The organism is Streptomyces davaonensis JCM 4913, from assembly GCF_000349325.1.
GTDB lineage: Bacteria > Actinomycetota > Actinomycetes > Streptomycetales > Streptomycetaceae > Streptomyces > Streptomyces davaonensis.
In genome coordinates this window covers 3,945,442-3,970,793 of record NC_020504.1, presented here as the reverse complement: position 1 = coordinate 3,970,793, position 25,352 = coordinate 3,945,442, and the positions used below count along the sequence as shown (strand labels likewise).

25 protein-coding genes are annotated in these 25,352 nt (G+C 70.5%); 15 read left to right on the top strand and 10 right to left on the bottom strand.

Annotation, left to right across the window (positions count from 1 at the left end):
- The first annotated feature begins 58 nt into the window (after nt 1–58).
- The 10 genes from BN159_RS17175 to BN159_RS43990 all read left to right on the top strand — a co-directional run bounded on the left by BN159_RS17175 (nt 59) and on the right by BN159_RS43990 (nt 12,324).
- A complete protein-coding gene (locus tag BN159_RS17175; RefSeq protein ID WP_015658269.1) occupies nt 59–1,597 on the top strand; it encodes a hypothetical protein in 1,539 nt (512 codons plus the stop codon).
- A gap of 218 nt (nt 1,598–1,815) precedes the next feature.
- Nucleotides 1,816–3,039, top strand: a complete 1,224-nt coding sequence (locus BN159_RS17170) for a M20 family metallopeptidase (RefSeq protein WP_015658268.1) — start codon at nt 1,816–1,818, stop codon at nt 3,037–3,039.
- A 292-nt stretch (nt 3,040–3,331) separates the two neighbouring features.
- Nucleotides 3,332–4,381, top strand: coding sequence for a BMP family lipoprotein (locus BN159_RS17165; protein ID WP_015658267.1), 1,050 nt, complete (start codon nt 3,332–3,334; stop codon nt 4,379–4,381).
- 254 nt (nt 4,382–4,635) lie between these two features.
- Nucleotides 4,636–5,685, top strand: a complete 1,050-nt coding sequence (locus tag BN159_RS17160) for a BMP family lipoprotein (protein ID WP_015658266.1) — start codon at nt 4,636–4,638, stop codon at nt 5,683–5,685.
- Between the two features lie 222 nt (nt 5,686–5,907).
- A complete protein-coding gene (locus tag BN159_RS17155) occupies nt 5,908–7,476 on the top strand; it encodes an ABC transporter ATP-binding protein (protein ID WP_015658265.1) in 1,569 nt (522 codons plus the stop codon).
- Nucleotides 7,476–8,600, top strand: coding sequence for an ABC transporter permease (locus BN159_RS17150; RefSeq protein WP_015658264.1), 1,125 nt, complete (start codon nt 7,476–7,478; stop codon nt 8,598–8,600). Before BN159_RS17155 ends, BN159_RS17150 begins: the two co-directional genes overlap by 1 nt.
- Complete coding sequence (locus tag BN159_RS17145; protein ID WP_015658263.1) at nt 8,597–9,874, top strand: ABC transporter permease; 1,278 nt, start codon at nt 8,597–8,599, stop codon at nt 9,872–9,874. Before BN159_RS17150 ends, BN159_RS17145 begins: the two co-directional genes overlap by 4 nt.
- Nucleotides 9,871–10,266, top strand: a complete 396-nt coding sequence (locus BN159_RS17140) for a cytidine deaminase (RefSeq protein ID WP_015658262.1) — start codon at nt 9,871–9,873, stop codon at nt 10,264–10,266. The genes BN159_RS17145 and BN159_RS17140 overlap by 4 nt, the downstream gene beginning before the upstream one ends.
- 241 nt (nt 10,267–10,507) lie before the next feature.
- Nucleotides 10,508–11,785 carry a thymidine phosphorylase gene (locus BN159_RS17135; protein ID WP_193384283.1) on the top strand — a complete coding sequence of 426 codons (1,278 nt, stop codon included), beginning with the start codon at nt 10,508–10,510 and terminating at the stop codon, nt 11,783–11,785.
- Nucleotides 11,786–11,937: 152 nt separating this feature from the next.
- A complete protein-coding gene (locus BN159_RS43990) occupies nt 11,938–12,324 on the top strand; it encodes an STAS domain-containing protein (protein WP_157901101.1) in 387 nt (128 codons plus the stop codon).
- On the opposite strand, the gene BN159_RS17130 is transcribed toward BN159_RS43990, so the two are convergent.
- Both BN159_RS17130 and BN159_RS17125 read right to left on the bottom strand, forming a co-directional pair.
- Nucleotides 12,208–13,221, bottom strand: coding sequence for a sigma-70 family RNA polymerase sigma factor (locus BN159_RS17130; protein ID WP_015658259.1), 1,014 nt, complete (start codon nt 13,219–13,221; stop codon nt 12,208–12,210). The genes BN159_RS43990 and BN159_RS17130 overlap by 117 nt on opposite strands.
- 172 nt (nt 13,222–13,393) lie before the next feature.
- Nucleotides 13,394–14,668 carry an MFS transporter gene (locus BN159_RS17125; protein WP_015658258.1) on the bottom strand — a complete coding sequence of 425 codons (1,275 nt, stop codon included), beginning with the start codon at nt 14,666–14,668 and terminating at the stop codon, nt 13,394–13,396.
- Between the two features lie 63 nt (nt 14,669–14,731).
- Here BN159_RS17125 and BN159_RS17120 point away from each other — a divergent pair, with 63 nt between their 5' ends.
- Nucleotides 14,732–15,685 (top strand): LysR family transcriptional regulator, encoded by a 954-nt coding sequence (locus tag BN159_RS17120; protein WP_041819438.1) that lies wholly within the window; start codon nt 14,732–14,734, stop codon nt 15,683–15,685.
- Nucleotides 15,686–15,690: 5 nt separating this feature from the next.
- Here the strand turns inward: BN159_RS17120 and BN159_RS17115 are convergent, their stop codons facing one another.
- Nucleotides 15,691–16,446: a prolyl oligopeptidase family serine peptidase gene (locus BN159_RS17115; protein WP_041819435.1), complete on the bottom strand. Its 756-nt coding sequence runs from the start codon at nt 16,444–16,446 to the stop codon at nt 15,691–15,693.
- A 113-nt stretch (nt 16,447–16,559) separates the two neighbouring features.
- On the opposite strand from BN159_RS17115, the gene BN159_RS17110 reads away from it, so the two are divergent.
- The gene (locus BN159_RS17110) at nt 16,560–17,717 is read left to right on the top strand and encodes an adenosine deaminase (protein WP_015658255.1); all 1,158 of its coding nucleotides are present in this window, start codon (nt 16,560–16,562) and stop codon (nt 17,715–17,717) included.
- Between the two features lie 139 nt (nt 17,718–17,856).
- Nucleotides 17,857–18,219 (top strand): hypothetical protein, encoded by a 363-nt coding sequence (locus BN159_RS17105; RefSeq protein ID WP_015658254.1) that lies wholly within the window; start codon nt 17,857–17,859, stop codon nt 18,217–18,219.
- Nucleotides 18,220–18,294: 75 nt separating this feature from the next.
- On the opposite strand, the gene BN159_RS17100 is transcribed toward BN159_RS17105, so the two are convergent.
- The 5 genes from BN159_RS17100 to afsQ1 form a co-directional block, all read right to left on the bottom strand.
- Nucleotides 18,295–18,495, bottom strand: coding sequence for a PspC domain-containing protein (locus tag BN159_RS17100; RefSeq protein ID WP_015658253.1), 201 nt, complete (start codon nt 18,493–18,495; stop codon nt 18,295–18,297).
- 95 nt (nt 18,496–18,590) lie between these two features.
- A complete protein-coding gene (locus tag BN159_RS17095; RefSeq protein WP_041819433.1) occupies nt 18,591–19,142 on the bottom strand; it encodes a VanZ family protein in 552 nt (183 codons plus the stop codon).
- Nucleotides 19,143–19,302: 160 nt separating this feature from the next.
- Nucleotides 19,303–19,896, bottom strand: a complete 594-nt coding sequence (locus tag BN159_RS17090) for a hypothetical protein (protein WP_015658251.1) — start codon at nt 19,894–19,896, stop codon at nt 19,303–19,305.
- Entirely contained in the window at nt 19,896–21,464 is a 1,569-nt protein-coding gene (locus BN159_RS17085; RefSeq protein ID WP_015658250.1) for a sensor histidine kinase, read from the bottom strand. Before BN159_RS17085 ends, BN159_RS17090 begins: the two co-directional genes overlap by 1 nt.
- Nucleotides 21,461–22,138, bottom strand: coding sequence for a two-component system response regulator AfsQ1 (gene afsQ1, locus BN159_RS17080; RefSeq protein ID WP_041819431.1), 678 nt, complete (start codon nt 22,136–22,138; stop codon nt 21,461–21,463). Before afsQ1 ends, BN159_RS17085 begins: the two co-directional genes overlap by 4 nt.
- Nucleotides 22,139–22,357: 219 nt before the next feature.
- Between afsQ1 and BN159_RS17075 the strand changes: the two genes are divergently transcribed.
- Entirely contained in the window at nt 22,358–23,101 is a 744-nt protein-coding gene (locus BN159_RS17075; RefSeq protein ID WP_015658248.1) for a SigE family RNA polymerase sigma factor, read from the top strand.
- 159 nt (nt 23,102–23,260) lie between these two features.
- Here the strand turns inward: BN159_RS17075 and BN159_RS17070 are convergent, their stop codons facing one another.
- Both BN159_RS17070 and BN159_RS17065 read right to left on the bottom strand, forming a co-directional pair.
- Nucleotides 23,261–23,896, bottom strand: coding sequence for a uridine kinase family protein (locus BN159_RS17070; RefSeq protein WP_015658247.1), 636 nt, complete (start codon nt 23,894–23,896; stop codon nt 23,261–23,263).
- A gap of 101 nt (nt 23,897–23,997) precedes the next feature.
- Nucleotides 23,998–24,468 carry an MFS transporter gene (locus tag BN159_RS17065; protein ID WP_063608092.1) on the bottom strand — a complete coding sequence of 157 codons (471 nt, stop codon included), beginning with the start codon at nt 24,466–24,468 and terminating at the stop codon, nt 23,998–24,000.
- Between BN159_RS17065 and BN159_RS17060 the strand changes: the two genes are divergently transcribed.
- Nucleotides 24,433–25,344, top strand: a complete 912-nt coding sequence (locus BN159_RS17060; RefSeq protein WP_015658245.1) for an MFS transporter — start codon at nt 24,433–24,435, stop codon at nt 25,342–25,344. The two genes, BN159_RS17065 and BN159_RS17060, sit on opposite strands and share 36 nt — an antisense overlap.
- Nucleotides 25,345–25,352 lie beyond the last annotated feature (8 nt).

The window sequence follows — 25,352 nt, the reverse complement described above, 5'->3', positions numbered from 1 at the left end:
TCACTCACCGGAAAGCTGCCGGACACCGGACAAGTCCCCGCGTCCTGAGCACGTCAGGATGGTGGGCGTGAACAGTAGTGGTGCGGGTGACGTCGTCTTTCGGTCGCGGTGGCGGCGGGCCCTGTGGGGCGTCGTCGGGATCACGGCCGCGTGCGTCCTGCTCGCCGTCCTCGGGCTCGTCCTGGGCGGTCCGGTTCCGCTCGCCGCTGTCGGCGTCCTCTGCCTCTGCCTCGGTCTCGCCGCGCTGCGCTCCGCCACCGCCGAGGTCCGCGCCGACGCCCGCGGCATTCACACCCGGCGCCGGACCACGCCCTGGGCGGACGTCGCCGACCTGCGCGTACGAGTGAAGACGTGGCCCCGGGGCGAGGAGTCCCGGCACGTCCTCGTGGCCCCACGTCGTGGGCCCGCGCGACAGCTGCCGCTGCCCGTGGGGTGGGGCGGTGCCGACCAGGACTTCGACCGCGGCCTGGATGCCTTGCGCGCCCTGCACCGCAGCCACGGGAACCCCGAGTCGGACCACCTCGTCGTCGTCTCCCAGCGCACCGCCGGCCGCGGCTCGGTCTGGTCGCCGGTCCTGTGCGTCCTGCTGCTGGCGGGCGCGGGCCTCACCGCCTGGTTCGTCCCGCGGGCCGACGTCCACCAGCGGGAGTGGGAGGCGGCCGTCCCGTGCGCCGCCTCGACCCCCGCCGAGGACCGGCGCGAGTGCCTGACGAGCATCCCGGCCGTGATCGAGCGGATCGACGAGGACGGGCCGAAGCGAGGCGGCGTGCTGTACTTCGCCGACGACCGCCCGCTCGACCGGCTCCGCGTCTCGCAGGAGGCCGCCCAGGAGTTCCGGCCCGGGGACGAGGTGGAGCTCACCGCCTGGCGCGGCGAGGTGATGGAGATCGCCGGAAGCCGCCACGTCTGGCGCGAGCACGTCTCCCCGCCCGGTGACCTGGCCGCCGTGTCGGCCGGACTCGCCCTCGCCGCGGGCTACCCCGCCGCCCGGATGCTGACCCGCCGCCGCGGCCGCCGCCTCCCCGACGACGAGGTCCTGCCCTCGGCCCTGCCCTTCGCCGCCGTCCTCGTCGGGACCGGGGCGTGGCTGCTGCCGCTGTGCTACCTGCACCCCACGGACCTGCTCGGCTCTGCCACGACGATCGCCTGGGCCGCCGCAGGCACCGCCGCCACCCTGGCCATGACCGCCGGGGCCTGGCGTGCCACCCGCGTCCGCACCCCCGGCGGGGCCGATGCCCCCGCGGAACAGGGGGAGGTCTTCCTGCGCGCCCACTTCCTGGAGTCCACCGACTACAACCCGCACGGCTTCGGCACCCACATCGCCCTCGGCGGCGACGAGCCGCCCGCGGTGACACCCGGCCCCGACCGGTTCGCCGCGCGCACCATCCCCGCCCGGCGCCTCACCGTCGGGGAAGTGCGCCGGGCCCGGGGCTCCGACGGCGACACCGTGCCCCGGAGCTGGCACATCGCCGAGCTCGACGACGCCGGCACCCCGGTCCGCCTGGCTGCCGCCCCGGCCGATCTGACCCGCGTCCTGCGCGCCCTGGAAGCCGCAGGAACGCTCGAGGACGCCTCGACCACCGGTCCCGACAGGTGAACAGAACCGACGCGGCCCTCCGGGGCGTGGTAAGGGTTGGTAGGAGAGCGGATGGGTGGTCTTGATCGACTGGCTCGAAAAGGGCGGGAGTTTACCCATCCCAAACCACACCTATGCGTCTGGCGGCCAGATTTTCTTCCCCTAACGGGCTGAACTTTTGTTGATCGTGGGGCAGTTGGCCACCCGGGCGTCCTACCCTTCAGAGGGTGAAGCAATTGATGTCCGTAGAGTCCGAGGCCGATCTGCCGGGGGACGCCGGGGAAGCACTGCTTCCCGGCACGCTGCCCGAGTCGCTGCGTGCCGAACTCGTCGCGTTCCGCCGCGACTTGCACATGCACCCCGAGCTCGGCAACCAGGAGTTCCGTACCACCGCCGCGATCAAGGAGCGCCTGGAGCGGGCGGGCCTTGAGCCGCGGGTGCTCGCCATCGGGACCGGGCTCGTCTGCGACATCGGCGACTGGGGCGACGGGCTGCCCGCGCTCGCCCTGCGGGCCGACATCGACGCCCTGCCCATCCCGGACGCCAAGACGGAGTGCGCCTACCGCTCGACCGTGCCGGACCGGGCCCACGCCTGCGGGCACGACGTGCACACCACCGTGGTGCTCGGCGCCGGGCTCGTCCTCGCCGACCTGCACCGCAAGGGACTGCTGCCGCGGCCGGTGCGGCTGATCTTCCAGCCCGCCGAGGAAGTGCTGCCCGGCGGCGCCGCCGACTCCATCGAGTGCGGGGTGCTGGAGGGCGTCGGCCGGATCGTCGCCGTGCACTGCGACCCCCGGGTGGACGCCGGGAGGATCGGTATCCGCGAGGGCGCCATCACCTCCGCCTGCGACCGTCTGGAGATTGCGCTGGACGGCCCCGGCGGCCACACCGCGCGCCCCCATCTGACCACCGACCTGGTCACCGCCGTCGCCCGCGTGGTGACGGACGTGCCCGCGCTGGTCGCCCGGCGCGTGGACACCCGTAGCGGAATGGCCGTGACCTGGGGCCGGATCGAGTCGGGCCACGCCCCGAACGTGATCCCGCAGCACGCCGAGCTCTCCGGCACCGTGCGCTGCCTGGACCTCGACGCCTGGCGGCAGGCCCCCGACATCGTGGTCGCCGCGATCGACGAGGTCGCCAACCTGCACCGGGCCAAGTCCGAGATCACCTACGTCCGCGGCGTCCCGCCCGTGGTCAACGACCCGGAGATCACCGACCTCCTCCGCGCCGCCATGACCGCCCGCCGCGGCCCCGACTCCGTGGAGGGCACCGAGCAGAGCCTCGGCGGCGAGGACTTCTCCTGGTACCTGGAGCACGTTCCCGGCGCCATGGCCCGCCTCGGCGTCCGCACCCCGGGCGAGCGCACGATCCGCGACCTCCACCAGGGTGACTTCGACGTGGACGAGCACGCGATCACGGTGGGCGTGGAACTGTTCACGGCGGCGGCCCTGATCGACCTGTAGGCAGACGCAGCCGGCCCCCACGGCGCCGCACCCGCACACAGACCCCTTTCGGCCACCTCGGGTTGCGGCGCCCGGAAAGCAGGGGGAGTCTGACCACATCGGCACACAAACATGCGCGCCGATGCCCTGGAATGCACCTTTTCGTTCCGATGGGTCACAGGGACGTAACCGGCCATCGGCACGAATGGATAACGGCCACGCGATACCCCGTTCCCAGGAGTGTCTACGCGCGTTAATGTGCGCCGAACTCAGGCACCCATCGCGGGGCTTTTGGAGAATGGGGAACTTCACGATGCGTCGGACATCCAAACTGGCCCGTATCGCGGTGGGGGTCGCGTCGATCGCGCTCGCCGCCACGGCGTGCGGTGGTACGAGCAGCGACAGTGACAGCAGCAGCGAGACCTCGGGCGACCTCGGCCTCGCCATCGCGTACGACATCGGCGGAAAGGGCGACCAGTCCTTCAACGACGCCGCGTACGCCGGTCTTCAGAAGGCGCAGAAGGAGTTCGGCTACAAGACCGCCGACATCGAGCCCACCGAGGGTGAGACGGACGCCGACAAGGAGCAGCGTCTGGCCTCCCTCGCCAAGCAGGGCTACAACCCGGTGATCGGCGTCGGCTTCGCCTACGGTCCCGCGATGGAGGCCGTGGCCTCGAAGTACCCGAACACCACCTTCGGCATCGTCGACTCCGTCGTCGAGGGCGACAACGTCGCCTCCCTGGTCTTCGCCGAGGAGCAGGCGTCCTACCTGGCCGGTGTCGCCGCGGCCAAGGCCACCAAGACCAACACCGTCGGCTTCGTGGGTGGCGTGGACATCCCGCTGATCCACAAGTTCGAGGCCGGCTACAAGCAGGGCGTGGCGGACACCAACCCCAAGGTCAAGGTCGTCTCGCAGTACCTGACGCAGACCGCGGAGGAGGGTGGCTTCTCCAGCCCCGACAAGGGCAAGGCCGCCGCTGAGGGCCAGATCGAGAAGAAGGCGGACGTCGTCTACCAGGCCGCCGGTCTGTCCGGTCAGGGCGTGATCGAGGCCGCGGCGAAGGCCAAGGTCTGGGCGATCGGTGTCGACTCCGACCAGTACCAGCAGGAAGCGCTGTCGGCGTACAAGGACTACATCCTCACCTCCGCGCTCAAGGACGTCGGCGGCGCGGTGTTCGCCCTCGCCGAGTCCGTCCACGACGACAAGCCGCTGACCGGTGTCCAGACCTTCGACCTGAAGGTGGACGGCGTCGGCCTGGCGGAGAGCAACCCGAAGATGGCCGAGATCCCGGGCCTGACGGACGCCGTGGCCAAGGCCAAGGAAGGCATCATCGCCGGCGACATCAAGGTCAAGACGGAGTAACCGTCAGCGCTCGATCGAGTCAATCGCCTCAAATCACCTGAAGCGGGCGGGTGTCCAGGACACCCGCCCGCTTTTGCGTTCGATTCGACCTTGGGGGCGAGTGGCGTTGAGCACGGCCGGATAACAAGGTGGACAGAAGGGGTTTTCAGGCAGGTCTACGCGCGTTAATCTGCGGCGAAGCCATCAGCGCCGAAGCTGTGAAGCCCTACCGAGCACACCACCGTCCGGCGCTTGTACCACTAGGAGCACCTCACATGCGCCGGATTTCCCGGATCACGGTCGCAGGCGCAGCGACCGCCTCTCTGGCCCTCGCGCTCTCCGCCTGTGGCGGCACCTCGACCGAGAGCGGCTCGTCCGACTCGAAGGGCGACAAGGGTCTGGCCATCGCGTACGACGTCGGCGGCAAGGGCGACCAGTCCTTCAACGACGCCGCGTTCGCGGGCCTGGAGCAGGCGAAGAAGGAGTTCGGCTACGAGACGCAGGACGTGGAGCCCACCGAGGGCGAGACGGACGCGGACAAGCAGCAGCGCCTCGAGTCGCTGGCCAAGCAGGGCTACAACCCGGTCGTGGGTGTCGGCTACGCCTACGCCACCGCCGTCAAGGGCGCCGCGGAGAAGTTCCCGGACACCACCTTCGGCATCGTCGACGACTCCACCGTCGAGTCGAAGAACGTCGCCGACCTGGTCTTCTCCGAGGAGGAGGCCTCCTACCTCGCCGGTGTCGCCGCCGCCAAGAGCACCAAGTCCAACACCGTCGGCTTCGTCGGCGGCGTGGACATCCCGCTGATCCACAAGTTCCAGGCGGGCTTCGAGCAGGGCGTCAAGGACACCAACCCCAAGGCGACGGTCCTCTCCCAGTACCTCACGCAGACCGCGGAGGAGGGTGGCTTCTCCAGCCCCGACAAGGGCAAGACGGCCGCCGAGGGCCAGATCGAGAAGAAGGCCGACGTCGTCTACGCGGCCGCCGGTCTCTCCGGCCAGGGCGTGATCGAGGCCGCCGCCGCCAACAAGGTGTGGGCCATCGGTGTCGACTCCGACCAGTACAACCAGGAAGCCCTCGCCAAGTACAAGGACTCGATCCTGACCTCGGCGATGAAGGACGTCGCCAAGGCGGTGTACAACCTGGCGAAGTCGGTCGAGAACGGGAAGCCCGGGACCGGTATCGTTCGTGGCGATCTGAAGACCGGCGAGGTGAGCCTGTCGAACTCCAACCCGAAGTTCGCGGACAACGCCGAGCTCCAGGAAGCCATCGAGACGGCCAAGGAAAAGATCATCAACGGCGAGATCAAGGTCAAGAGCAGCTGAACAGCAACACCCTGAGCAGCGTGTAACCGCGGGGTCGTCGCGGTCGCTCGACGGGGTACGGGGCCTCCTGTAGAGGAGATTCCCTCGTACCCCGTTGTCAGCGATCCGTCACCCCTTTGTATGCCGTAGGGGCGCTACGCGCGTAGACGACCCCCGTCCCCAGGAGAGTGCGCCATCAAAGCGTCCAGCAGCCCTCCGGCCGGCGCGGCGGTCAACGGTCAGGTGACCGCCGTCGAGCTCGCCGGGATCACGAAGCGATTCCCGGGCGTCGTGGCCAACCACGACATCCACCTCATCGTCCGCAAGGGCACCGTCCACGCCCTCGTCGGCGAGAACGGCGCCGGCAAGTCGACCCTGATGAAGATCCTCTACGGCATGCAGAAGCCGGACGAGGGCACCATCGCGGTCGACGGCGAGCAGGTCACCTTCTCGTCCCCGGCCGACGCCATCGCCCGCGGCATCGGCATGGTCCACCAGCACTTCATGCTCGCCGACAACCTCACGGTCCTGGAGAACGTGGTCCTCGGCAGCGAGAAGCTCTACGGCATCGGCGGCAGGGCCCGCCGCAAGATCAAGGAGCTCTCCGACCGCTACGGCCTCGGGGTGCGCCCCGACGTCCTGGTCGAGGAGCTCGGTGTCGCCGCCCGCCAGCGCGTGGAGATCCTCAAAGTCCTTTACCGCGGCGCCACCACGCTGATCCTCGACGAGCCCACCGCCGTCCTCGTCCCGCAGGAGGTCGACGCGCTCTTCGACAACCTGCGCGAACTGAAGGCCGAGGGCCTGTCGGTCATCTTCATCTCCCACAAGCTGGGAGAGGTGCTCTCCGTCGCCGACGAGATCACCGTCATCCGCCGCGGCACGACGGTCGGCACGGCCGTCCCCGCCGAGACGACCCCGCGTCAGCTCGCCGAGATGATGGTCGGCAGCGAGCTGCCCACCCCGGAGACCGCCGAGTCCACGGTCACCGACCGCCCGGTCATCACCGTCGACAAGCTGCGCCTCGAAGCCCCGGGCGGCAAGGCCCTGCTGGACGACATCAGCTTCACCATCCACGCGGGCGAGGTCCTGGGCATCGCCGGCGTCGAGGGCAACGGCCAGACCGAGCTGGTCGACGCCCTCATCGGCCTGAAGGGCGCCGACTCCGGCACCATCGCGCTGGCCGAGGAGGAGATCACCTCCTGGACCACCCGCAAGCGCCGCGAGCAGGGCATCGGGTACATCCCCGAGGACCGCCACCGCCACGGCCTGCTGCTGGACGCCCCCCTCTGGGAGAACCGCATCCTCGGTCATGTCACCGAGAAGCCCCTCGCCAAGGGCGTCTGGCTGGACCCGAAGGCGGCCCAGGAGGACACCCGGCGGATCGTGACGGAGTACGACGTCCGCACCCCCGGCATCGACGTCACCGCCTCCTCCCTGTCCGGCGGCAACCAGCAGAAGCTGATCGTCGGCCGCGAGATGAGCCACAAGCCGCGCTTCCTGATCGCCGCCCACCCCACCCGGGGTGTGGACGTCGGCGCGCAGGCCGCGATCTGGGACCACATCCGCGAGGCCCGCCGCGAGGGCCTGGCCGTGCTGCTGATCTCCGCCGACCTCGACGAGCTCATCGGCCTGTCCGACACGCTCCGGGTGATCTACAACGGCAAGCTGGTCGCGGACGCCGACCCGGCCAGCATCACCCCCGAGCAGCTCGGCTCGGCGATGACCGGTGCCGCCACCGGCCACCTGGAGCAGGACGAAACCACCGAAGACGCCCCTGAGTCTTCCGAGCCCGGCGAAGACGAGGCCCGCTGATGAAGAAGTTCGACAAGGAGCGCGTGCTCCTCGCGGTGGCCGGACCGGTCATCGCGCTCGCCGTGGCCTTCGCGCTGAGCTCGATCGTGCTCATCGCCTCGGGCAAGAACCCGGTCGAGCCGTACACCCTGATGTTCGAGCAGGCCACGTACTCCGACATCCAGGTGCTGATCATCAACCAGGCCTCGATGTACTACATCGCGGCCCTGGCGGTGGCCATCGGCTTCCGGATGAACCTGTTCAACATCGGCGTCGACGGCCAGTACCAGCTCGCCGCCATGATGGCCGCGATCGTCGGCGCGCACGCGAACCTCCCGGCCGTGCTCCAGGTCCCGCTGCTGCTCCTGACGGCCCTGTGCACCGGCGCCTTCTGGTCCGGTATCGCCGGTGTCCTGAAGGTCACCCGGGGCGTCAGCGAGGTCGTCGCGACGATCATGCTCAACGCGATCGCGACCTCCGTCATCGCCTATCTGTGGCTGCCCGACGTCTTCGGTGTGAAGGTCGGCAACAACAACACCACCGGCGAGATGCACGAGTCCGGCTGGATCCCCGGCTTCGACATGGGCGACGCCGGCGAGATCTACGGCCTGGTCCTGCTCGCCGCGCTGCTCGGAATCGGCTACTGGATCGTCCTCAACCGCACCCGGTTCGGCTTCGACCTGCGCGCCTCCGGCGCCTCCGAGTCGGCCGCGGCGGCCAGCGGTGTCGACCCCAAGCGCATGGTCCTCACCGCCATGCTGATCTCCGGCGCGATCGCGGGCCTCGCCGGTCTGCCGATCCTGCTCGGCGACACCCACACCTACAGCCTGAACTTCCCCACCGGCATCGGCTTCCTCGGCATCGGCATCGCCCTGCTCGGCCGCAACAGCCCCGTCGGCATCGCCTTCGCCGCCCTGCTGTGGGCCTGGCTCGACAAGGCCTCGCCCGAGCTGGACTTCCACGACTACGACAAGGAGATCGCGGTCATCATGCAGGGCCTGATCGTGCTCTCCGTCGTCGTCTCCTACGAGGCCGTCCGTGAGTGGGGCCTGCGCCGTCAGCAGCGCCGGGTCGGCGCGGAACTCGCCGCCGGTCATGTGCTCGGCGCCGACAACAACACTTCGAAGGAGGTGGCGGGCCGATGACCACCCCTCAGACCTCAGCGGTCGACGTCAACCAGCCGACGCTCCAGCCCACGGCGCCGACCGGCCGCCGCCTGTCGTGGCCCGTCCTGCTGCTGATCATCGCCGGCGCCCTGGCGCTGACGTCCATCGTCCGCATCATCACCGGCGCAGACGGCATCACCAACGTCAGCCAGATGTCCACCGCGCTCCAGCTCGCCGTGCCGATCGGCCTCGCCGGTCTGGGCGGTCTGTGGGCCGAGCGGGCGGGCGTCGTCAACATCGGCCTCGAAGGCATGATGATCCTCGGCACCTGGTTCGGTGCCTGGGCCGGTTTCCAGTGGGGCCCGTGGACCGGTGTCGTGATCGGCATCATCGGCGGCTGCGTCGGCGGCATCCTGCACGCGATCGCGACCGTCACCTTCAACGTCAACCACATCGTCTCCGGTGTGGCGATCAACATCCTCGCCCTGGGCATCACCCGCTACCTCGCGCCGCTCGCCTTCGAGGGCGAGCCGGGCGGCTCCGCGAAGCAGTCCCCGGCGGTCGACTCGCTCGGCCACTTCACCGTGCCGGGGCTCTCCGGCTGGCTGCGGGACCTCAACAACGAGGGCTGGTTCTTCATCTCGGACATCGCCGGTCTGCTCGGCGGTCTGGTCACCAACGTGTCCTGGCTGACCCTGATCGCGATCGCGCTGATCCCCGCCACCTGGTGGATCCTGTGGCGTACCGCCTTCGGTCTGCGGCTGCGCTCCTGCGGTGAGAACCCGGTCGCGGCCGAGTCCCTCGGTGTGAACGTCTACAAGTACAAGTACCTGGCGGTCATCATCTCCGGTGGCCTGGCCGGTCTCGGTGGTGTCTTCCTCTCCATCGTGGCCAACCCCTTCTATCTGGAGGGCCAGGTCAGCGGCCGCGGTTACATCGGCCTCGCGGCGATGATCTTCGGTAACTGGATGCCGGGCGGCCTCGCCCTCGGCGCCGGTCTGTTCGGCTACACCGACAGCCTCAACCTGCGCGGCGGCTCGGAGAACGTCCACGCCCTGCTGCTGCTCGGCGCGCTGCTGCTGATCATCGGCGCGATCTGGCTGGTGATCCGGAAGAAGTACCCCTCTTCCATGATCACCGCGGTCATCGGTGCCCTGGTGTTCGCCTGGTACGCCACCACCAACGAGGTCCCGAACCAGGTCGTCTCGGCCACGCCGTACGTCATCACCCTGATCGTCCTCGCCCTGTCGGCCCAGCGCCTGCGGATGCCGAAGGCGGACGGTCTGCCCTATCGCAAGGGTCAGGGCAAGTGACGCCCGCGGTCGACTGGGACGCCCTGCGGGAGGTGGCGCGGGAGGCGATGAGCCACGCCTACGCCCCCTACTCGGGCTTCCCGGTCGGCGTCGCGGCCCTCGTCGACGACGGCCGCACGGTCTCCGGCTGCAATGTGGAGAACGCCTCCTACGGCCTCGGCCTGTGCGCCGAGTGCGGTCTGGTCTCGGAGCTCCAGCGCACCGGGGGCGGCCGCCTGACGCACTTCACCTGCGTGGACGGCAGGGGCGAGATCCTCGTCCCGTGCGGCCGCTGCCGACAGCTGCTGTACGAGTTCGGCGGCCCGGAACTCCTGCTGGAGACCCCGGCGGGGATCCTCCCCCTCTCGGAGATGCTGCCCCAGGCCTTCGGCCCGGACCATCTCGCCAAGTAACTCCCGTGCGGCCCCTCGGAGAGCCTGTGTCCCATCCCCGGTCGGATCAGCGCACGTCTTCTGGTGCGTGCGATCGCAAGGCGCCGGAGCGTCCGCGTGGCGGAGCCACGTGGGCGGTTCGGCAACGCGGCGAGCGTGCGTGCCAGGCGGCGGGCGCCCGGCCGGGGATGGGACACAGGCTCTGCACCGCTTCAGAGGGGCCGTGCACTTTCTTGAGAACGTCGGAAGGAAAGTCATGGCCATGGATGCCATCTCCGTCATCCGCACCAAGCGGGACCGCGGTGTGCTCAGCGATGAGCAGATCGACTGGGTGATCGACGCGTACACCCGCGGGGAGGTGGCCGACTACCAGATGGCCGCCCTCAACATGGCGATCCTGCTCAACGGCATGAACCGCGCCGAGATCGCCCGCTGGACGGCCGCGATGATCGCCTCCGGCGAGCGCATGGACTTCTCCTCGCTCTCCCGTCCGACGGCGGACAAGCACTCCACGGGCGGCGTCGGCGACAAGATCACCCTCCCGCTGGCGCCCCTGGTGGCGGCGTGCGGCGCGGCCGTCCCGCAGCTCTCGGGCCGCGGCCTCGGCCACACCGGCGGCACGCTGGACAAGCTGGAGTCGATCCCGGGCTGGCGCGCGCTGCTGTCGAACGAGGAGATGCTGAACGTCCTCGACACCACCGGCGCGGTGATCTGCGCGGCGGGCGACGGCCTGGCCCCCGCGGACAAGAAGCTGTACGCGCTCCGCGATGTCACCGGCACGGTCGAGGCGATCCCGCTGATCGCCTCCTCGATCATGTCGAAGAAGATCGCGGAGGGAACGGGCTCGCTGGTCCTGGACGTGAAGGTGGGCAGCGGCGCCTTCATGAAGACCATCGAGGACGCCCGCGAGCTGGCGTCGACGATGGTGGGCCTCGGCACGGACCACGGCGTGAAGACGGTGGCCCTGCTGACCGACATGTCCACCCCGCTCGGCCTCACCGCGGGCAACGCCCTGGAGGTCCGCGAGTCGGTGGAGGTCCTGGCGGGCGGCGGCCCCTCGGACGTCGTCGAGCTGACCATCGCGCTGGCCCGCGAAATGCTGGACGCGGCCGGCATCCACGACGCCGACCCGGCGAAGGCGCTGGCCGACGGCTCGGCGATGGACGTCTGGCGCCGGATGATCGCGGCCCAGGGCGGCGACCCGGACGCGGAACTGCCCGTGGCCCGTGAGCAGCACGTGGTGAAGGCGCCGTCCTCCGGCGTCCTGACCCGCCTCGACGCCTACGACATCGGCGTCGGCGCCTGGCGCCTCGGCGCCGGACGCGCCCGCAAGGAGGACCCGGTCCAGGCGGGCGCGGGCATCGAACTCCACGCCAAGCCCGGCGACACGGTCAAGGAGGGCCAGCCCCTGCTGACCCTCCACACGGACACCCCGGAGCGCTTCGAGTACGCGCTCCAGGCGCTGGAGGGTTCATACGACATCGCGGCCGCCGGAACGGACTTCACGGCGTCCCCGGTGGTGCTGGAACGTATCGCCTGACCAGGCGGTTTCCCCTTCGGGTGAACGGGATCGGTGGACCTGCACCGGTCCCGTTCGGCGTGTTGGCCGGCCCTATGGACGTGATCGAATCCGACTGACCATCAAAGTCGTGCCGCGGCGGCCGATGGCGTAGCCCCGATCACGATCCTGCGATGAGTTCCGCGGGTCCGCGCGGTCTACCGGACGTGGACGCCATGACACCCGCTGTACTCGTGCTGGCCGGACCCGTCACCAAGGACGAGGTGACAGGGCTGTGCGACGACGTGCGCGCGCTGCTGGAAGGGTCCGGTGCCGGGGTCGTGGTGTGCGATGTCGGAGGGCTCGGGCCACCGGGGCTCGGCGCCGTCGACCTGCTGGCGCGGCTCCAGCTGGCCGCGCGGCGCTCCGGCGGCCGGATACGCCTGCGCGACCCCGACCCCGGCCTACACGCCCTTCTGGACCTGGTCGGTCTCCGGTTCGAGGTTGAGGGGCAGGTCGAACAGCGGGAACCAGCGCTTGGTGTCGAGGAAGCAGTGGAACCCGGTGATCCGGCCGTCTGAGATCTCCAGCACCTGCACCGCCCATGCGGTGTAGCCGCCGGTCTCCTCGTCCGGCTTGTAGTGGGCGAAGCCGGGCAGGCCGTTCGCCTGGACGGGGACCAGCCGGGACTCCGCGCAGGAGGCGCCGAGCGTGGTCATGAAGCCGGTGATGTCCGCCGGGCCGGTCAGCCACAGGTCGAACGGCGGCATCGTCATGATGGCGTCCTCGTGCAGCAGCGCCGTCAGCGCGGTCATGTCGTAGCCCTCGAAGGCGGCGACATAGCGCTCCAGGAGCTTTTGCTGCTCCTCGTCCAGCGGGTCGGACACCGAGGCCTCAGCGCCCTGCTGCTCCCGCTCGGCGAGGGTGGCGCGGGCGCGCTGGAGGGCGCTGTTCACCGACGCGACCGTGGTGCCGAGCAGTTCGGCGACCTCGCTCGCCTTCCAGGCCAGCACCTCGCGCAGGATCAGCACCGCGCGCTGCTTGGGCGGCAGTTGCTGGAGCGCGGCCATGAAGGCCAGCCGGACGGATTCCTTGGCGACGGCTGCCTCCGCCGGGTCCTCGACCGTGGGCAGCACACGGGCGTCAGGCATGGGTTCCAGCCAGGTGTGGTCGGGGCGGGGGGACAGGGCGGCCTGGGCGAGCGGGGTGGACTCGGTGAGGTCCATCGGGCGGGCGCGCTTGTTGCCCGCGCTCAGCATGTCCAGGCATACGTTCGTCGCGATCCGGTACAGCCAGGAGCGGACGCTGGAGCGGCCCTCGAACTTGTCGTAGCTGCGCCAGGCGCGGACCAGGGTGTCCTGGACCGCGTCCTCGGCCTCGAAGGAGGAGCCGAGCATGCGGTAGCAGTACCCGGTCAGTTCGACCCGGTGCCGCTCCAGCGTGGCGTCGAGTTCCGTCGTGGTCGCCGTGTTGCTCATCGTCCACCCACCCCTGTGGCCGTTCCTGTGTCGTACGCCTCATTGCGTCCAGCACTTCGGAAGCTACCGCAGCCCACTGACAATGGCGTGCCGAGTCGACGAACGCGCAGGTGAAAGCAGTTCTCGCCCCCGCCGCCCCTACCCGTCCCGTCCCGGGGCTCCGCGGACGGCGTCAGGCCGCCGTCGCCAGGGCGCGGCGCTCCAGGCGGGCCGCCCGCGTGCCCAGCACCGTGATCGTCACGACGCCCAGCACCGCCAGCAGGCCCACGCCCACCGTGCCGGACCAGCCGCTCGCGTGGAACGCCAGCGCGCCCACCGTGCTGCCCGCACTGGAGCCGACGTAGTACGCGGACTGGTACAGCGCCGCCGCCTGCGCCCGCCCCCGGGTCGCCGTCTTGCTGACCGCCGAGGACGCCACCGCGTGGCCCGCGAAGAAGCCGGCGGTGATCAGCACCAGGCCCAGCAGGACCAGCGGGAGGGAGCCGGCCAGGGACAGCAGCAGGCCCGCCGCCGTCGTACCGCCCGCCGCGTACAGCGCGCCCCGGCGGCCCAACCGGCCCACCAGACGACCCGCCGTCGACGCGGAGACCGTGCCCACCAGGTACACCAGGAAGATCGAGCCCACGACGCCCTGCGGCAGCCCGAACGGCGCCTCCGTCAGGCGGTAGCCGATCACCGTGTACACACCGCCGAAGACCGTCATGAACAGCGCGCCGATCGCGTACAGGCGCCGCAGCAGCGGGTCGGCGAGGTGGTCGCGGACCGTCCGGGTCAGGACCCGCGGCTTCAGCGAGCCCGCCACGAAGTGCTTCGGCGCCGGCAGCAGCAGCCGGAACGCCACCGCGCACGCCACCGCCAGCGCGCCGATCACACCGACGGCCACCCGCCAGCCCCACTCCTGGGCGACCCAGCCCGTGATCACCCGGCCGCTCATCCCGCCCACGCTGTTGCCCGCGACGAACAGACCGATCGCCGTGATCAGCGCCTTCGGGCGGACCTCCTCGGCCAGATACGCCGTCGCCGACGCCGGCAGACCCGCCAGCGCCGCGCCCTGCACGGCCCGCAGTACGACCAGCGCGGTCAGGTTCGGCGCGAAGGGGACCAGCAGACCGAGGGTCACCGCGACCGCCAGCGACGCCGTCATGACCGTACGGCGGCCGAAGCGCTCCGACAGCGCGCTCATGGGAAGGACGAACAGCGCCAGACCACCGGTCGCCGCCGCCACCGTCCAGCTCGCCTCGCTCGCCGTCACCCCGAAGTCACCGGAGATCAGCGGCAGCAGGGCCTGGGTGGAGTACAGCAGTGCGAAGGTCGCCACTCCGGCCAGGAAGAGGGCGAGGCTCATCCGGCGGTAGCCGGGGCCGCCCGGGGTCATACGGGAGTCGGAGGCAGGGACGGATGCGACGGCGCCCACGACGGTGGGCGCCCCGGTACTGGCGGGAGACATGCTTCGAAAGTACGGACGCTCCCGCTGATCCGTCCAATGCATGGAATCGCCATAATCGTTCCCATGGAGCATCAGCAGAGGTCACAGGCGCGACTGTCACCATCCAGTGACACAGAAGACATGGCGATGTTGCTGGCACCGCGGCTCGCCTACTTCGCCGGAGTCGCCCGCACCGAGCACGTCACCCGGGCCGCGCAGGAGATGCAGGTTCCCCAGTCGACCCTCTCGCGCGCCATGGTCCGCCTCGAACAGGACCTGGGCGTCGAGCTGTTCGCCCGCCGCGGCCGTACGGTCTCCCTGACCCCCGCCGGCCGAACCTTCCTCACCTCGGTCGAACGCGCCCTCGCCGAGGTGGAGCGTGCCGCCGACGAGGTCCGCGCGGACGCCGACCTCGCCACCGGCAAGGTCGCCTTCGGCTTCCTGCACACCATGGGCTGGGAGACGGTCCCCGGCCTCATCAGCGCCTTCCGCGCGGACCACCCCCGGGTCCGCTTCAGCCTCGTCCAGAACTACGGCGAGGCGATGCTCGAGGGCCTGCGCGCGGGCGAACTGGATCTCTGCCTCACCTCCCCCGTCCCGGACGCCCCGGACCTCGTCGGCCGCCGCCTGGACGAGCAGAAGCTGCGCTTGGTGGTCCCCGCCGACCACCGCCTGTCCTCCCGCAGACGAATCCGCCTCGCCGAAGCGGCCGACGAAACGTTCGTCACCCTCGAACCCGGCTACGGTCTGCGCCGCATCACCGACGACCTGTGCAGGGAAGCGGGCTTCAAGCCGAGGGTCGCGTTCGAGGGGGAGGAGGCGGAGACCCTGAGGGGTTTGGTCGCGGCCGGTCTGGGGGTCGCGCTCCTTCCACCGCCCGCCGTACCCCGCCCGGGGGTGGTCGAACTGACGGTGACGGCCCCGAGGGCGGTACGGGAGATCGGCGTGGCCTGGCTGGACGGCCACCCGGACACTCCGCCGGTGGCGGCCTTCAAGAAGTTCCTGTTGTCGAAGAGGGGCAACCTGCTCCCCACCTGAAGGCGCTACCGATGACGCCCAAAGCCCGAGGCGAGCGGCATCCGCAACCCCAAAGGAGGCGGAGCCGCGAACGCGTCCTCCACCGGCCGGGCGAACGCCCGCCCGAACAGGGCTCCCATCACGAAGTCCTCGGCCAGCGCCAGCACTTCGTCCCGGTGCTGATGCAACCCGTGTCCATCGGAGTGCACTTCGAACCGGCACACATCCCGGTTCGCCTTCTTCGCGCGAGCGGCGAGCCGGAACGACAGCTCCGGATCCGTCCGCTGGTCATTCGTGCCGTGCACGATCAGCACCTGCCGCCCCGCGAGCTGCTTCACCGGTTCGGGCGGCGCCGCGACATCCTCCTCGGGCAGCCAAGGCGCTATCGCCAGCACGGAGTTGACGGCCTCGTGCCCGCCGGAACGCAACGCGGCACGCCCGCCCATGTCGAACCCGGCGAGACACACGGGCACATCGCCGTAGCGCCGTACGGCCTCCTCCACCGCCCAGTTCGCGTCCCGCGCCAGGTTCGCCTCACTGCCGTTCCAGCCCCGCCAGCGGTAATGGACGACATGTGCGGCAAGACCCTCCTCCCGTGCCGCGCGGGACAGCCGGCGCCCGAGGGCGCGGACCGAGGCCGCCGCCAACATCGTGGAGGGACGGCGATGTGACGTCTCGTCACCTCCGGGGAGCAGCAGTACCACTCCGCTGACCGCCGCCGGTTCCGTGCCGAGCGGTCTCCCCAGCCGGGCCGTGCGAACCGGCGTCGCTTGTTGCGCCATGACAGAACAGTGTCAGAAGCACGGGTGTACGCCACCCGTCCGTGGGGTCACCGTTACGTATCGACGGAAACGTCCAACAGGTGATCTACGCGCGTAGGCGTTAGAGTGCGGAAATGACGAGCCAGACCATCGCGAACACCCCGACGCCGGACCAGATCCGCCGGGCGCCCAAGGTTCTGCTGCACGACCACCTCGACGGCGGCCTCCGCCCCGGGACCATCGTCGAACTCGCCCGTGAGGGCGGTTACTCCCAGCTCCCCGAGACCGACCCCGACAAGCTCGGCATCTGGTTCCGCGAGGCCGCCGACTCCGGCTCGCTGGAACGGTATCTGGAGACCTTCTCGCACACCGTCGGCGTCATGCAGACCCGCGACGCCCTCGTCCGCGTCGCCCGCGAGTGCGCCGAGGACCTCGCCGAGGACGGCGTCGTCTACGCCGAGGTGCGGTACGCACCCGAGCAGCACCTCGAAGGCGGGCTCAGCCTCGAAGAGGTCGTCGAGGCCGTCAACGAAGGCTTCCGGGAAGGCGAGCGGCTCGCCCGGGAGGGCGGTCGGCGCATCCGCGTCGGCGCCCTGCTGACCGCCATGCGGCACGCCGCCCGCGCCCTGGAGATCGCCGAGCTCGCCAACCGCTACCGCGACCTCGGCGTGGTGGGCTTCGACATCGCCGGGGCCGAGGCCGGTTACCCGCCCACCCGGCACCTCGACGCCTTCGAGTACCTCAAGCGCGAGAACAACCACTTCACCATCCACGCCGGTGAGGCGTTCGGGCTGCCGTCCATCTGGCAGGCCCTCCAGTGGTGCGGCGCCGACCGGCTCGGGCACGGGGTGCGCATCATCGACGACATCGAGGTCAAGGACGACGGCACCGTCCATCTCGGCCGGCTCGCCTCCTATGTCCGCGACAAGCGCATCCCGCTGGAGATGTGCCCCAGCTCCAACCTCCAGACCGGCGCCGCCACCTCGTACGCCGAGCACCCGATCGGGCTGCTGCGGCGGCTGCACTTCCGGGCGACGGTGAACACCGACAACCGGCTGATGTCCCACACCAGCATGAGCCGGGAATTCGAGCACCTTGTCGACGCATTCGGTTACACGCTCGACGACATGCAGTGGTTCTCCGTCAATGCGATGAAATCAGCGTTCATTCCTTTCGATGAACGACTCGCGATGATCAATGACGTCGTCAAGCCCGGTTACGCGGAGCTGAAATCCGAGTGGCTGTTCCAGCAAACGGCCTCCACCAGCGGTTCTGCGGCCGAAGAGGGCTGATCGGGGGATATTGGGGAACGCGGAATGCGGGCGGGCGTTCACAATCCGTCCGCATTTCGATGTTTGCGGCGGGTGCCTCGGCATGTTTACGGTCGTGGACCGCTCACATCCCCGCCATCCCATTTCGAGGACGCATTCAATGAAGCAGTCTGCTGCCAAGACCCTCGGTGTCGCCGCCCTCGGTGCCGCCTTCGCCGCCGCCGGTGCGGGCGCCGCGAACGCCGCCCCGGCCGTGCCGGACGCCGGTTCCGCCCTGGACACGGTGACCCGGACGCTGCCCGCGGAGAACGTCTCCCAGGCGCTGCCGGGTGCCGGTCAGGCGCTGGCCCAGGGGCAGAGCGCGGTCGGTGCGAGCGTGGCCGCCGCGCAGCCGATCGCCCAGAAGGTGCTCGCCGAAGGTCCGACCGCACCGGTCGCGGGGCTCCTCGGCGGCCTGCCGGTCGGCAAGGTCCTGCCCGGTGGCGGCGCCGGCACCGGTGTGAACGGTCTGCCGCTGGGCTGAGCCGTCCCCGAACGCGCCGATGGGGCGCACCCCTTGGACACGGGGGTGCGCCCCATCGGCGTAGGGCCTGGGCCGTTACCAGGCGGTGCGCGCCTTGTCCTCGGAGGGCAGGAAGATCCACAGCGCTATGTAGATCAGGAACTGCGGGCCCGGCAGCAGACAGGACAGCAGGAACAGCACACGCATCGTGGTCGCGGAGGTACCGAAGCGTCGCGCCAGCGCGGCGCACACTCCGCCGATCATGCGGCCTTGGGTGGGTCGGGCGAGACGGGACATCTTCGGCTCCTTCATGAGCGTCGGTCGGAGGCGGCCTTCCCTGGCTGCCTCATCTGCCTTCAACGCTACGGAGACGAAGGGGGCAAAGCGTCGCTCTACGGTGCGATCCCGACCCTGGGAATCGTCGGGGTCCTACCCTGAGGAGCCTCCTCCTTCAGGGCGGACACGGGGTGGTCGCGCTCGGTCCTGCGGCGGAGCCAGTGGCGTGCCGCGGGTACGACGGCCGCGTGGGCGAGGGCCACGCCGACCGGGTTCAGCAGCAGCGAGTCGACGTCCACGACCTGTCCCGGCACGCCGGTCTGGAGGAGTTCGATGCCGAGCGAGATCAGGGCGCCCGCGGCGACCGTACGGACCAGTGACGCGAGGGGGGAGACGTTGAGCCTGCCGTGCACGGCCGGGAGCAGTACGCCCAGCGGGGCGAGCAGGGCCAGGCCCTCGGCGAGGCGCCGTACCCCTACCTGCCAGCCCAGCGCGAAGTCGGCCTCGATGCCGGCGAGCGGGCGCAGGTTGGGGGGCATCACCCAGGGGACGTCCAGGGGGCGCAGTGTGAGCCAGGCGACCAATACGAGGTGGGCGACCAGGAGGCCGCCGGCCATTACTCGGATGCGGATCGAGTTGCCGCCGCTGTTGGAGCCTTGACGCTGCACGCTGGGCTAGACGCGGGGTTCGGGGCGGTTGGTTCCGGGGATGTGGAGGGTTCGTGTTGCGGGTGCGGGGCGGTGGGGGCTTGTCGCGCCCACGCGGCGGAGCCGCAAATCGACACAGCCCCGCGCCCCCAAAACATCTCGGCGCTGGCCTACCGCGTCTCTAGAGGGGCGCCGAAGGCGGCTCTTCCGTTGTCGGTCTCGCCCTCACGTCCTCCGTGCACTCGTACCGCCGCAGGTCGTCCTCGTCCGGGCCGCCCAGGATCACCGAGCCGTCGCCCTCCGCTGCCTCCGAGTCGGAGAAGGTGCAGACGATCTGGGCCAGGGTCACCGGGGGGAGGGACTCGGGTGGGGTGCTCAGGCGGAGGGTGTCGTCCGGGTCGTCGGAGCGGGGGCCGGTGACCGAGAGGTTGCCGCGGACCTCGCTCGTGTAGCCCGCCTCCTGCTCCGGGCCCGTCGGGTTCGCCTTGAGCTCGTCCAGGAGGCTCTGGGCGACCAGGACGCGCCGCTGGGAGTCGGGCGCGCCCTCCGGGACCCGTACCGTGCGGTCCACGGCCACCAGGGACGAGCGGCACAGCAGGAACACCTGGGCGGGCAGGCCCCGGGAGGCCTGGGTGGAGATGTCCGGTTCGACCAGGGAGCAGTGGACCCGGGAAGGCGCGGGGCCGAAGTCGGTCGGCACCTCGGTGGCCCGGATCCCGCAGCCGGCGAGCAGCCCGGCGAACAGGGGGAGCGCCAGCAGACGGCGTACGGTCATCACGCCTCGCCCTTCTCGTCCGAGCCCTTGGTCTCCTCGTCCTCCCGCGTCAGCGAGGAGGCGTCCTGGGGCAGCCGGAGCGTGAACACCGCACCGCCCTCGGGGGAGTTGGCGGCGGTGATCTCGCCGCCGTGGATGTGGGCGTTCTCCAGGGCGATGGAGAGGCCCAGACCGCTGCCCTCGGAGCGGGGGCGGGAGGCGCTCGCCTTGTAGAAGCGATCGAAGACGTGCGGCAGGACGTCCTCGGGGATGCCCGGGCCGTGGTCCCGTACCGCGATGACCACTTCGTCGTCGGCGTCCCGCACCGACACCCGCACCGGCGATCCGCCGTGCTTGAGCGCGTTGCCGATGAGGTTGGCCAGGATGACGTCCAGGCGGCGCGGGTCGAGCCGGGCGTGGATGCCGCGCTCGGCGTCCAGGTCGACCGCGTCCAGCCAGGCGCGGGCGTCGATGCAGGCGGTGATCTGGTCGGCGACGTCGACGTCGTCCAGCACCAGCCGGGCGGTGCCCGCGTCGAAGCGGGTGACCTCCATCAGGTTCTCGACGAGGTCGTTGAGGCGCCGGGTCTCGCTCACCACCAGCCGGACCGCGGGCTCGATCATCGGGTCCATGGACCCGGTCTCCGCCTCCAGCTCCTCCTCCAGCACCTCCGTGACCGCGGTGATGGCGGTCAGCGGAGTGCGCAGCTCATGGCTCATGTCGGCGACGAACCGCCGTGAGGAGTCGTCCCGCGCGGCCATGTCCGCGACCCGTTTCTCCAGCGCCTCGGCGGCGTTGTTGAACGTCCGTGACAGATCGGCCAGTTCATCGGTCCCGGACACCCGCAGCCGGGTGTCCAGCTTGCCCTCGCCGAGCCGCCGGGCGGCAACGCCCAGCCGGTGCACGGGCTTCAGTACGGTCGTGGCGGCGGCCTGCGCGAGCAGCGCGGAGCCGATCAGCGCGAGGCCGGTGGCGATGCCGAGCGACCAGGCGAGCGAGTTGAGGTCCTTGGCCTCCGGCTCCAGGGACTTCAGCATGTAACCGGTCGGCCCGCCGCCGATCACCTTGGTCCCGGCGACCAGATACGGGGTGTCGTCCTCCACCACGCGCTGCCAGTACAGGTGGTACGCGTACTTGTTGGTGGAGCTGACCTCCTGCTCCTCGTTCACCGCCTCGCGCAGCGACTCGGGCACGTCCTTGAGCGTGAAGCCGCTCAGGCCGCCCGAACTGCCGGAGACGGTACGGCCGTCGGGGTTCTCGGCGATCAGCAGCACGCTGAAGCGCTGGCTGCCGTTGGCCATCTGATCGGCGGTGCGCTGGAGTTCGAACTGGGTCGGCCGCTCGGGCAGTACCCCGGCCCGGTTCTGCATCTCCTGCTGGAAGTCCCGCAGCACGGCGTCCTGGGCACGGGTGAGCACCGCCTCACGGTTGAGCCAGTACGCGATCCCGGACGCGGACACGGCGGCGGTCAGCGCCACCAGACCGAAGACGACCACAAGACGCAGCCGCAGGCTGGTGAAACGCAGCCGTGACCAGACTCCCTTGCGCTCCGCGAACCAGCCGCGGAATCCCCCTTGCGCCGATGTCACTGAGGCGCGTCCAGGCGGTAGCCGACACCACGGACCGTACGGATCAGCGTCGGGGACGAGGGCACGTCCTCGACCTTGGCGCGCAGCCGCTGCACACAGGCGTCCACCAGCCGGGAGTCACCGAGGTAGTCGTGCTCCCACACCAGCCGCAGCAACTGCTGCCGGGACAGCGCCTGTCCGGGCCGCCGGCTCAGCTCCAGCAGCAGCCGCAGCTCGGTCGGGGTGAGCTGGAGGTCCTCGCCGTTCTTCGTGACCGTCATCGCGGCCCGGTCGATGACCAGGCTGCCGAAGGCCGCCGCATCGTTGGACTCCCGCTCCCCGCGCCGCAGCACGGCACGGATACGGGCGTCGAGCACCCGGCCCTGCACCGGTTTGACGACGTAGTCGTCGGCGCCGGACTCGAGCCCGACCACCACGTCGATGTCGTCGCTGCGCGCGGTGAGCAGAATGATCGGCAACTGGTCGGTGCGCCGGATACGACGGCACACCTCGAAGCCGTCGATGCCGGGCAGCATCACATCCAGCACGATCAGGTCCGGCCGCTGCTCACGCAGCAACTTCAGGCCGTCCTCACCGGTGGCAGCAGTGGCCACCCGGTGTCCCTGGCGCGTCAGTGAGAGCTCCAGGGCCGTGCGGATGGCGTCGTCGTCCTCGATCAGCAACAGGGAAGGCACGGGGGTCATTCTGGCCCATGGCGCAGCGGGATTCGACACCTGTACAGGTACGTGGCAGTAGCGCTGCGCTCTGTGACCACGTTGTGCGTCGCGTACGGCGGACCCCTGTGACAGGTCTGTGACAGTCGGCGGACACGGCCATGAAGGTGCGAGGGCAAGCTTTTCGGCACAGGCAAGGAAGCAAGCCGAACACCGGAAGTCCACGACGGGGGGCGCGAGATGAACACGCTGCACAGCATGAGCACCAGCGCAGTTGTCACGCGTCTGCACGACGTGAACGGGGGCCGGGGTCCGGAGAAGTCCGGTGCCGTGAGCGGGCGGGGGTGCGCTCGCGGCGCCGGGCGTCAGCACACCGCGTACATGACGGTGGTTGACGGTTTCACGGGGGAAGCACACGGGGGAAGCGCGTACAGGGAGGACACGGGGGAGCGTCGTTCGCTGTCGGAGGCGGAGTTCACCGCCTACGTCCAGGAACGCCGCGCCTCCCTGTACGCCACCGCCTACCACCTCACCGGTGACCGGTTCGAGGCCGAGGACCTGCTCCAGAGCGCGCTGTTCTCGACGTACCGGGCCTGGGACCGGATCAGTGACAAGGCCGCCGTCGGGGGATACCTGCGGCGGACGATGACCAATCTGCACATCAGCGCGTGGCGCCGCCGCAAGCTGAACGAGTACCCGACCGAGGAGCTGCCGGAGACGGCCGGCGACACGGACGCGATGCGCGGCACCGAGCTGCGCGCGGTCCTGTGGCAGGCGCTGGCCCGGCTGCCCGAACTCCAGCGGACGATGCTGGTCCTTCGCTACTACGAGGGCCGTACCGACCCGGAGATCGCGGACATCCTCGACATCAGTGTCGGCACGGTGAAGTCCAGCATCTGGCGGTCGCTCCGCCGGCTGCGCGAGGACGAGGTCCTCAGCTTCGGCCGTGACGAGGAGGACGCCTTCGGCGAGCTGGTGGCCTGAAGGTTCCGGGGGAAGCACCAAGTAACGGGGGAGCGGTAACCGAGGGGGCTCACGGGGGTCACGGGGGACCAACGGGGGAGAGCACCACGGGGGAGCACAAAAGGAAGCGGGACTGGAGGGCCGGGGGGTCCGTCCAGTCCCGCTTCTCTTTTTTGCTGCTTACGCGGGCGTCCTCGCCTGTACGTGGCGGCCCGCGGCGGCGTCGGCCAGGCGGCCCATCGCCTCGTCGCGGTCGCAGGCGTAGGCGCCCAGCGCGGTCTGCCGGGCCACGATCGACCGCTCCGCCCGCATCAGCCGCCAGCCGCGGCGCAGCAGGAAGGGCACGGACTTACGGCCCTCCTTCAGATCCCGGAGGAAGCGGCGGCGGAACGTCTTCACGGGGCCGCGGCTCAGGCACAGGGCGTCGGCGAGGAGGCCCAGTTCCCGGCAGCGGATGACGATCTCCGCGGCGAAGATGCCCTCGGCGATGAAGAGCGGGGTGCGGCCGATCTCCACGGGCTCCTCGCCGGTGCGGGCGCTGAGCGAGAGGTCGTAGACCGGGACGGTCGTACGGCCCGTGCGGCACAGTGCCTCGATGGCGGCCACCGCCTTGTCGGCGTCCCAGGACTCGGGGTGGTCCCAGTCGATGTCGGAGCTCCCGAGGACCAGCGGCAGCGTCGGGTCGTCGCCCTCCTTGTAGAAGTCGTCGAGGCGCAGCACCGGCAGCCCGGAACGGGCCGCGAGAAGGGACTTGCCGGAGCCGGAGGGGCCGCAGAGCAGCACGACCCGGGTCGGTATCGGAGGGTGGGAACCCACTGTTTGTCCTTCTCGCCTGCGGTTTCATGGGAGGGCTCGGGGGTTCCGTCGGGAACCTCCCGAGCCATTATCCCTGCCGCCGCCGGCCCAGGAAGAGCCCGTCAGCCCGCGACGGTCTCCTTCTCCGGCTCGGCCTCCGGTTCCTGAGCGGCCGCGCGCCGGGCGATCGTGGGGGCCAGGGCGCCCACGCCGAGGGCGGCGATCACGCCCGCCACCGCGCTGAACCACCACAGGACGGCGGGCCCGGCATGGGCGTAGACGGCGGTGCCGACGGTCAGTGCGGAGAACCGGGCGACACCCCACGACCACTGGAAGGCTCCCTGGTAGCGGCCGCGGGCGTGCTCGGGGGCGATGCTCTGGATGATCGAGGAGTGGATCCCGCCGATCGAGGCTTCGCCGAGCGACCACAGCACGACCGTTGCGGCGTAGGCCCAGGCAGTGTCGGCGACACCGGTCAGCGCCACCCCGATCGCGATGAGGACGCCGGCCGCCACGTCCTCGTCCAGGACAAGGACCAGGCGTGGCTGCTGTACCTGGTGCTGTTCGGCATCGGTCTCGGCGTCGGTATGCACAACGCGGCGGGCAGCGCGCTGCTGACCCGGCTGGTGCCGAGCGACGACCTGGGCACCACCAATGCGCTGATGCGGACGCTCCGGGAGGGCGGCATGCTCGTCGCGCCCGCCGTCGACACCCTGCTGTACACCATGGTCGGCCCGCGTGCCGTGGCCGCCCTCGAGGTGGTCACCTTCCCGCTGTGCGGCCAGTGCGTGCTCGCTGTGCGGGTGGCCGAGCCCGAGCCGCAGAGGCCGGACGGGCGGCTGGCCCAGGAACTCCTGGCGGGCGTACGGCACTTGGCCCGCACGCCCCGGCTGCGGGCGGTGTCCTTGGCGATGGGGTTCGGTCTGCTGGGTTTCGGCTTCATCGAGACCCTGATCCACGCGGTCGCCGACGAGGGTCTTGACCGCAGCGCCGCGTTCGTCGGTGTGCTCACCGTCGCCAAGGGCGTCGGCTCGGTGCTGGGCGGCCTGGCCGGTGAGCGGGTGCTCAAGCGGGTGGGTCCGGGCCGGGAAGCGGTGCTGACCGTGCTCGGGCTCGGCACGATGGGCCTCGGCTGCGCGCTGCTCGTCCTGCCCGGTGTCGCGGTGGCGCCGGCGGGCGTGTTCGTGATCGGCCTGGGCATCCCCGGCGCGGTCGTCGGCCTGTACACCTCCGTGCAGCGCAACTCCCCCGACGCCCTCCAGGGCCGCGTCGCGTCGGCCGCATCCATGCTCGCCACCGCACCTCAGGTGCTGGTGGCCATCGTCGACTACCGGGTGCTGCTCGGCGTCATGGTCGTCCTGATCGTGGGCAGCTCCTGCTGTCTCGGCCTGCGCATGCGCGCCTTCACGGCCACCTCGGAGCCCGGGCCCGCCGCACAGCCGCAGTCCGCGTCCGCCGCCGCGGAGTGACGGGCCGC

What these genes read in the sequence shown, in the direction of transcription:
- BN159_RS17175 (WP_015658269.1), top strand. Translation starts at nt 59, where the DNA reads ATGGTGGGCGTGAACAGTAGTGGTGCGGGTGACGTCGTCTTTCGGTCG.
- BN159_RS17170 (WP_015658268.1), top strand. Translation starts at nt 1,816, where the DNA reads ATGTCCGTAGAGTCCGAGGCCGATCTGCCGGGGGACGCCGGGGAAGCA.
- BN159_RS17165 (WP_015658267.1), top strand. Translation starts at nt 3,332, where the DNA reads ATGCGTCGGACATCCAAACTGGCCCGTATCGCGGTGGGGGTCGCGTCG.
- BN159_RS17160 (WP_015658266.1), top strand. Translation starts at nt 4,636, where the DNA reads ATGCGCCGGATTTCCCGGATCACGGTCGCAGGCGCAGCGACCGCCTCT.
- BN159_RS17150 (WP_015658264.1), top strand. Translation starts at nt 7,476, where the DNA reads ATGAAGAAGTTCGACAAGGAGCGCGTGCTCCTCGCGGTGGCCGGACCG.
- BN159_RS17145 (WP_015658263.1), top strand. Translation starts at nt 8,597, where the DNA reads ATGACCACCCCTCAGACCTCAGCGGTCGACGTCAACCAGCCGACGCTC.
- BN159_RS17135 (WP_193384283.1), top strand. Translation starts at nt 10,508, where the DNA reads ATGGATGCCATCTCCGTCATCCGCACCAAGCGGGACCGCGGTGTGCTC.
- BN159_RS43990 (WP_157901101.1), top strand. Translation starts at nt 11,938, where the DNA reads ATGAGTTCCGCGGGTCCGCGCGGTCTACCGGACGTGGACGCCATGACA.
- BN159_RS17130 (WP_015658259.1), bottom strand. Translation starts at nt 13,221, where the DNA reads ATGAGCAACACGGCGACCACGACGGAACTCGACGCCACGCTGGAGCGG.
- BN159_RS17125 (WP_015658258.1), bottom strand. Translation starts at nt 14,668, where the DNA reads ATGTCTCCCGCCAGTACCGGGGCGCCCACCGTCGTGGGCGCCGTCGCA.
- BN159_RS17120 (WP_041819438.1), top strand. Translation starts at nt 14,732, where the DNA reads ATGGAGCATCAGCAGAGGTCACAGGCGCGACTGTCACCATCCAGTGAC.
- BN159_RS17115 (WP_041819435.1), bottom strand. Translation starts at nt 16,446, where the DNA reads ATGGCGCAACAAGCGACGCCGGTTCGCACGGCCCGGCTGGGGAGACCG.
- BN159_RS17110 (WP_015658255.1), top strand. Translation starts at nt 16,560, where the DNA reads ATGACGAGCCAGACCATCGCGAACACCCCGACGCCGGACCAGATCCGC.
- BN159_RS17105 (WP_015658254.1), top strand. Translation starts at nt 17,857, where the DNA reads ATGAAGCAGTCTGCTGCCAAGACCCTCGGTGTCGCCGCCCTCGGTGCC.
- BN159_RS17100 (WP_015658253.1), bottom strand. Translation starts at nt 18,495, where the DNA reads ATGTCCCGTCTCGCCCGACCCACCCAAGGCCGCATGATCGGCGGAGTG.
- BN159_RS17090 (WP_015658251.1), bottom strand. Translation starts at nt 19,896, where the DNA reads ATGACCGTACGCCGTCTGCTGGCGCTCCCCCTGTTCGCCGGGCTGCTC.
- BN159_RS17075 (WP_015658248.1), top strand. Translation starts at nt 22,358, where the DNA reads ATGAACACGCTGCACAGCATGAGCACCAGCGCAGTTGTCACGCGTCTG.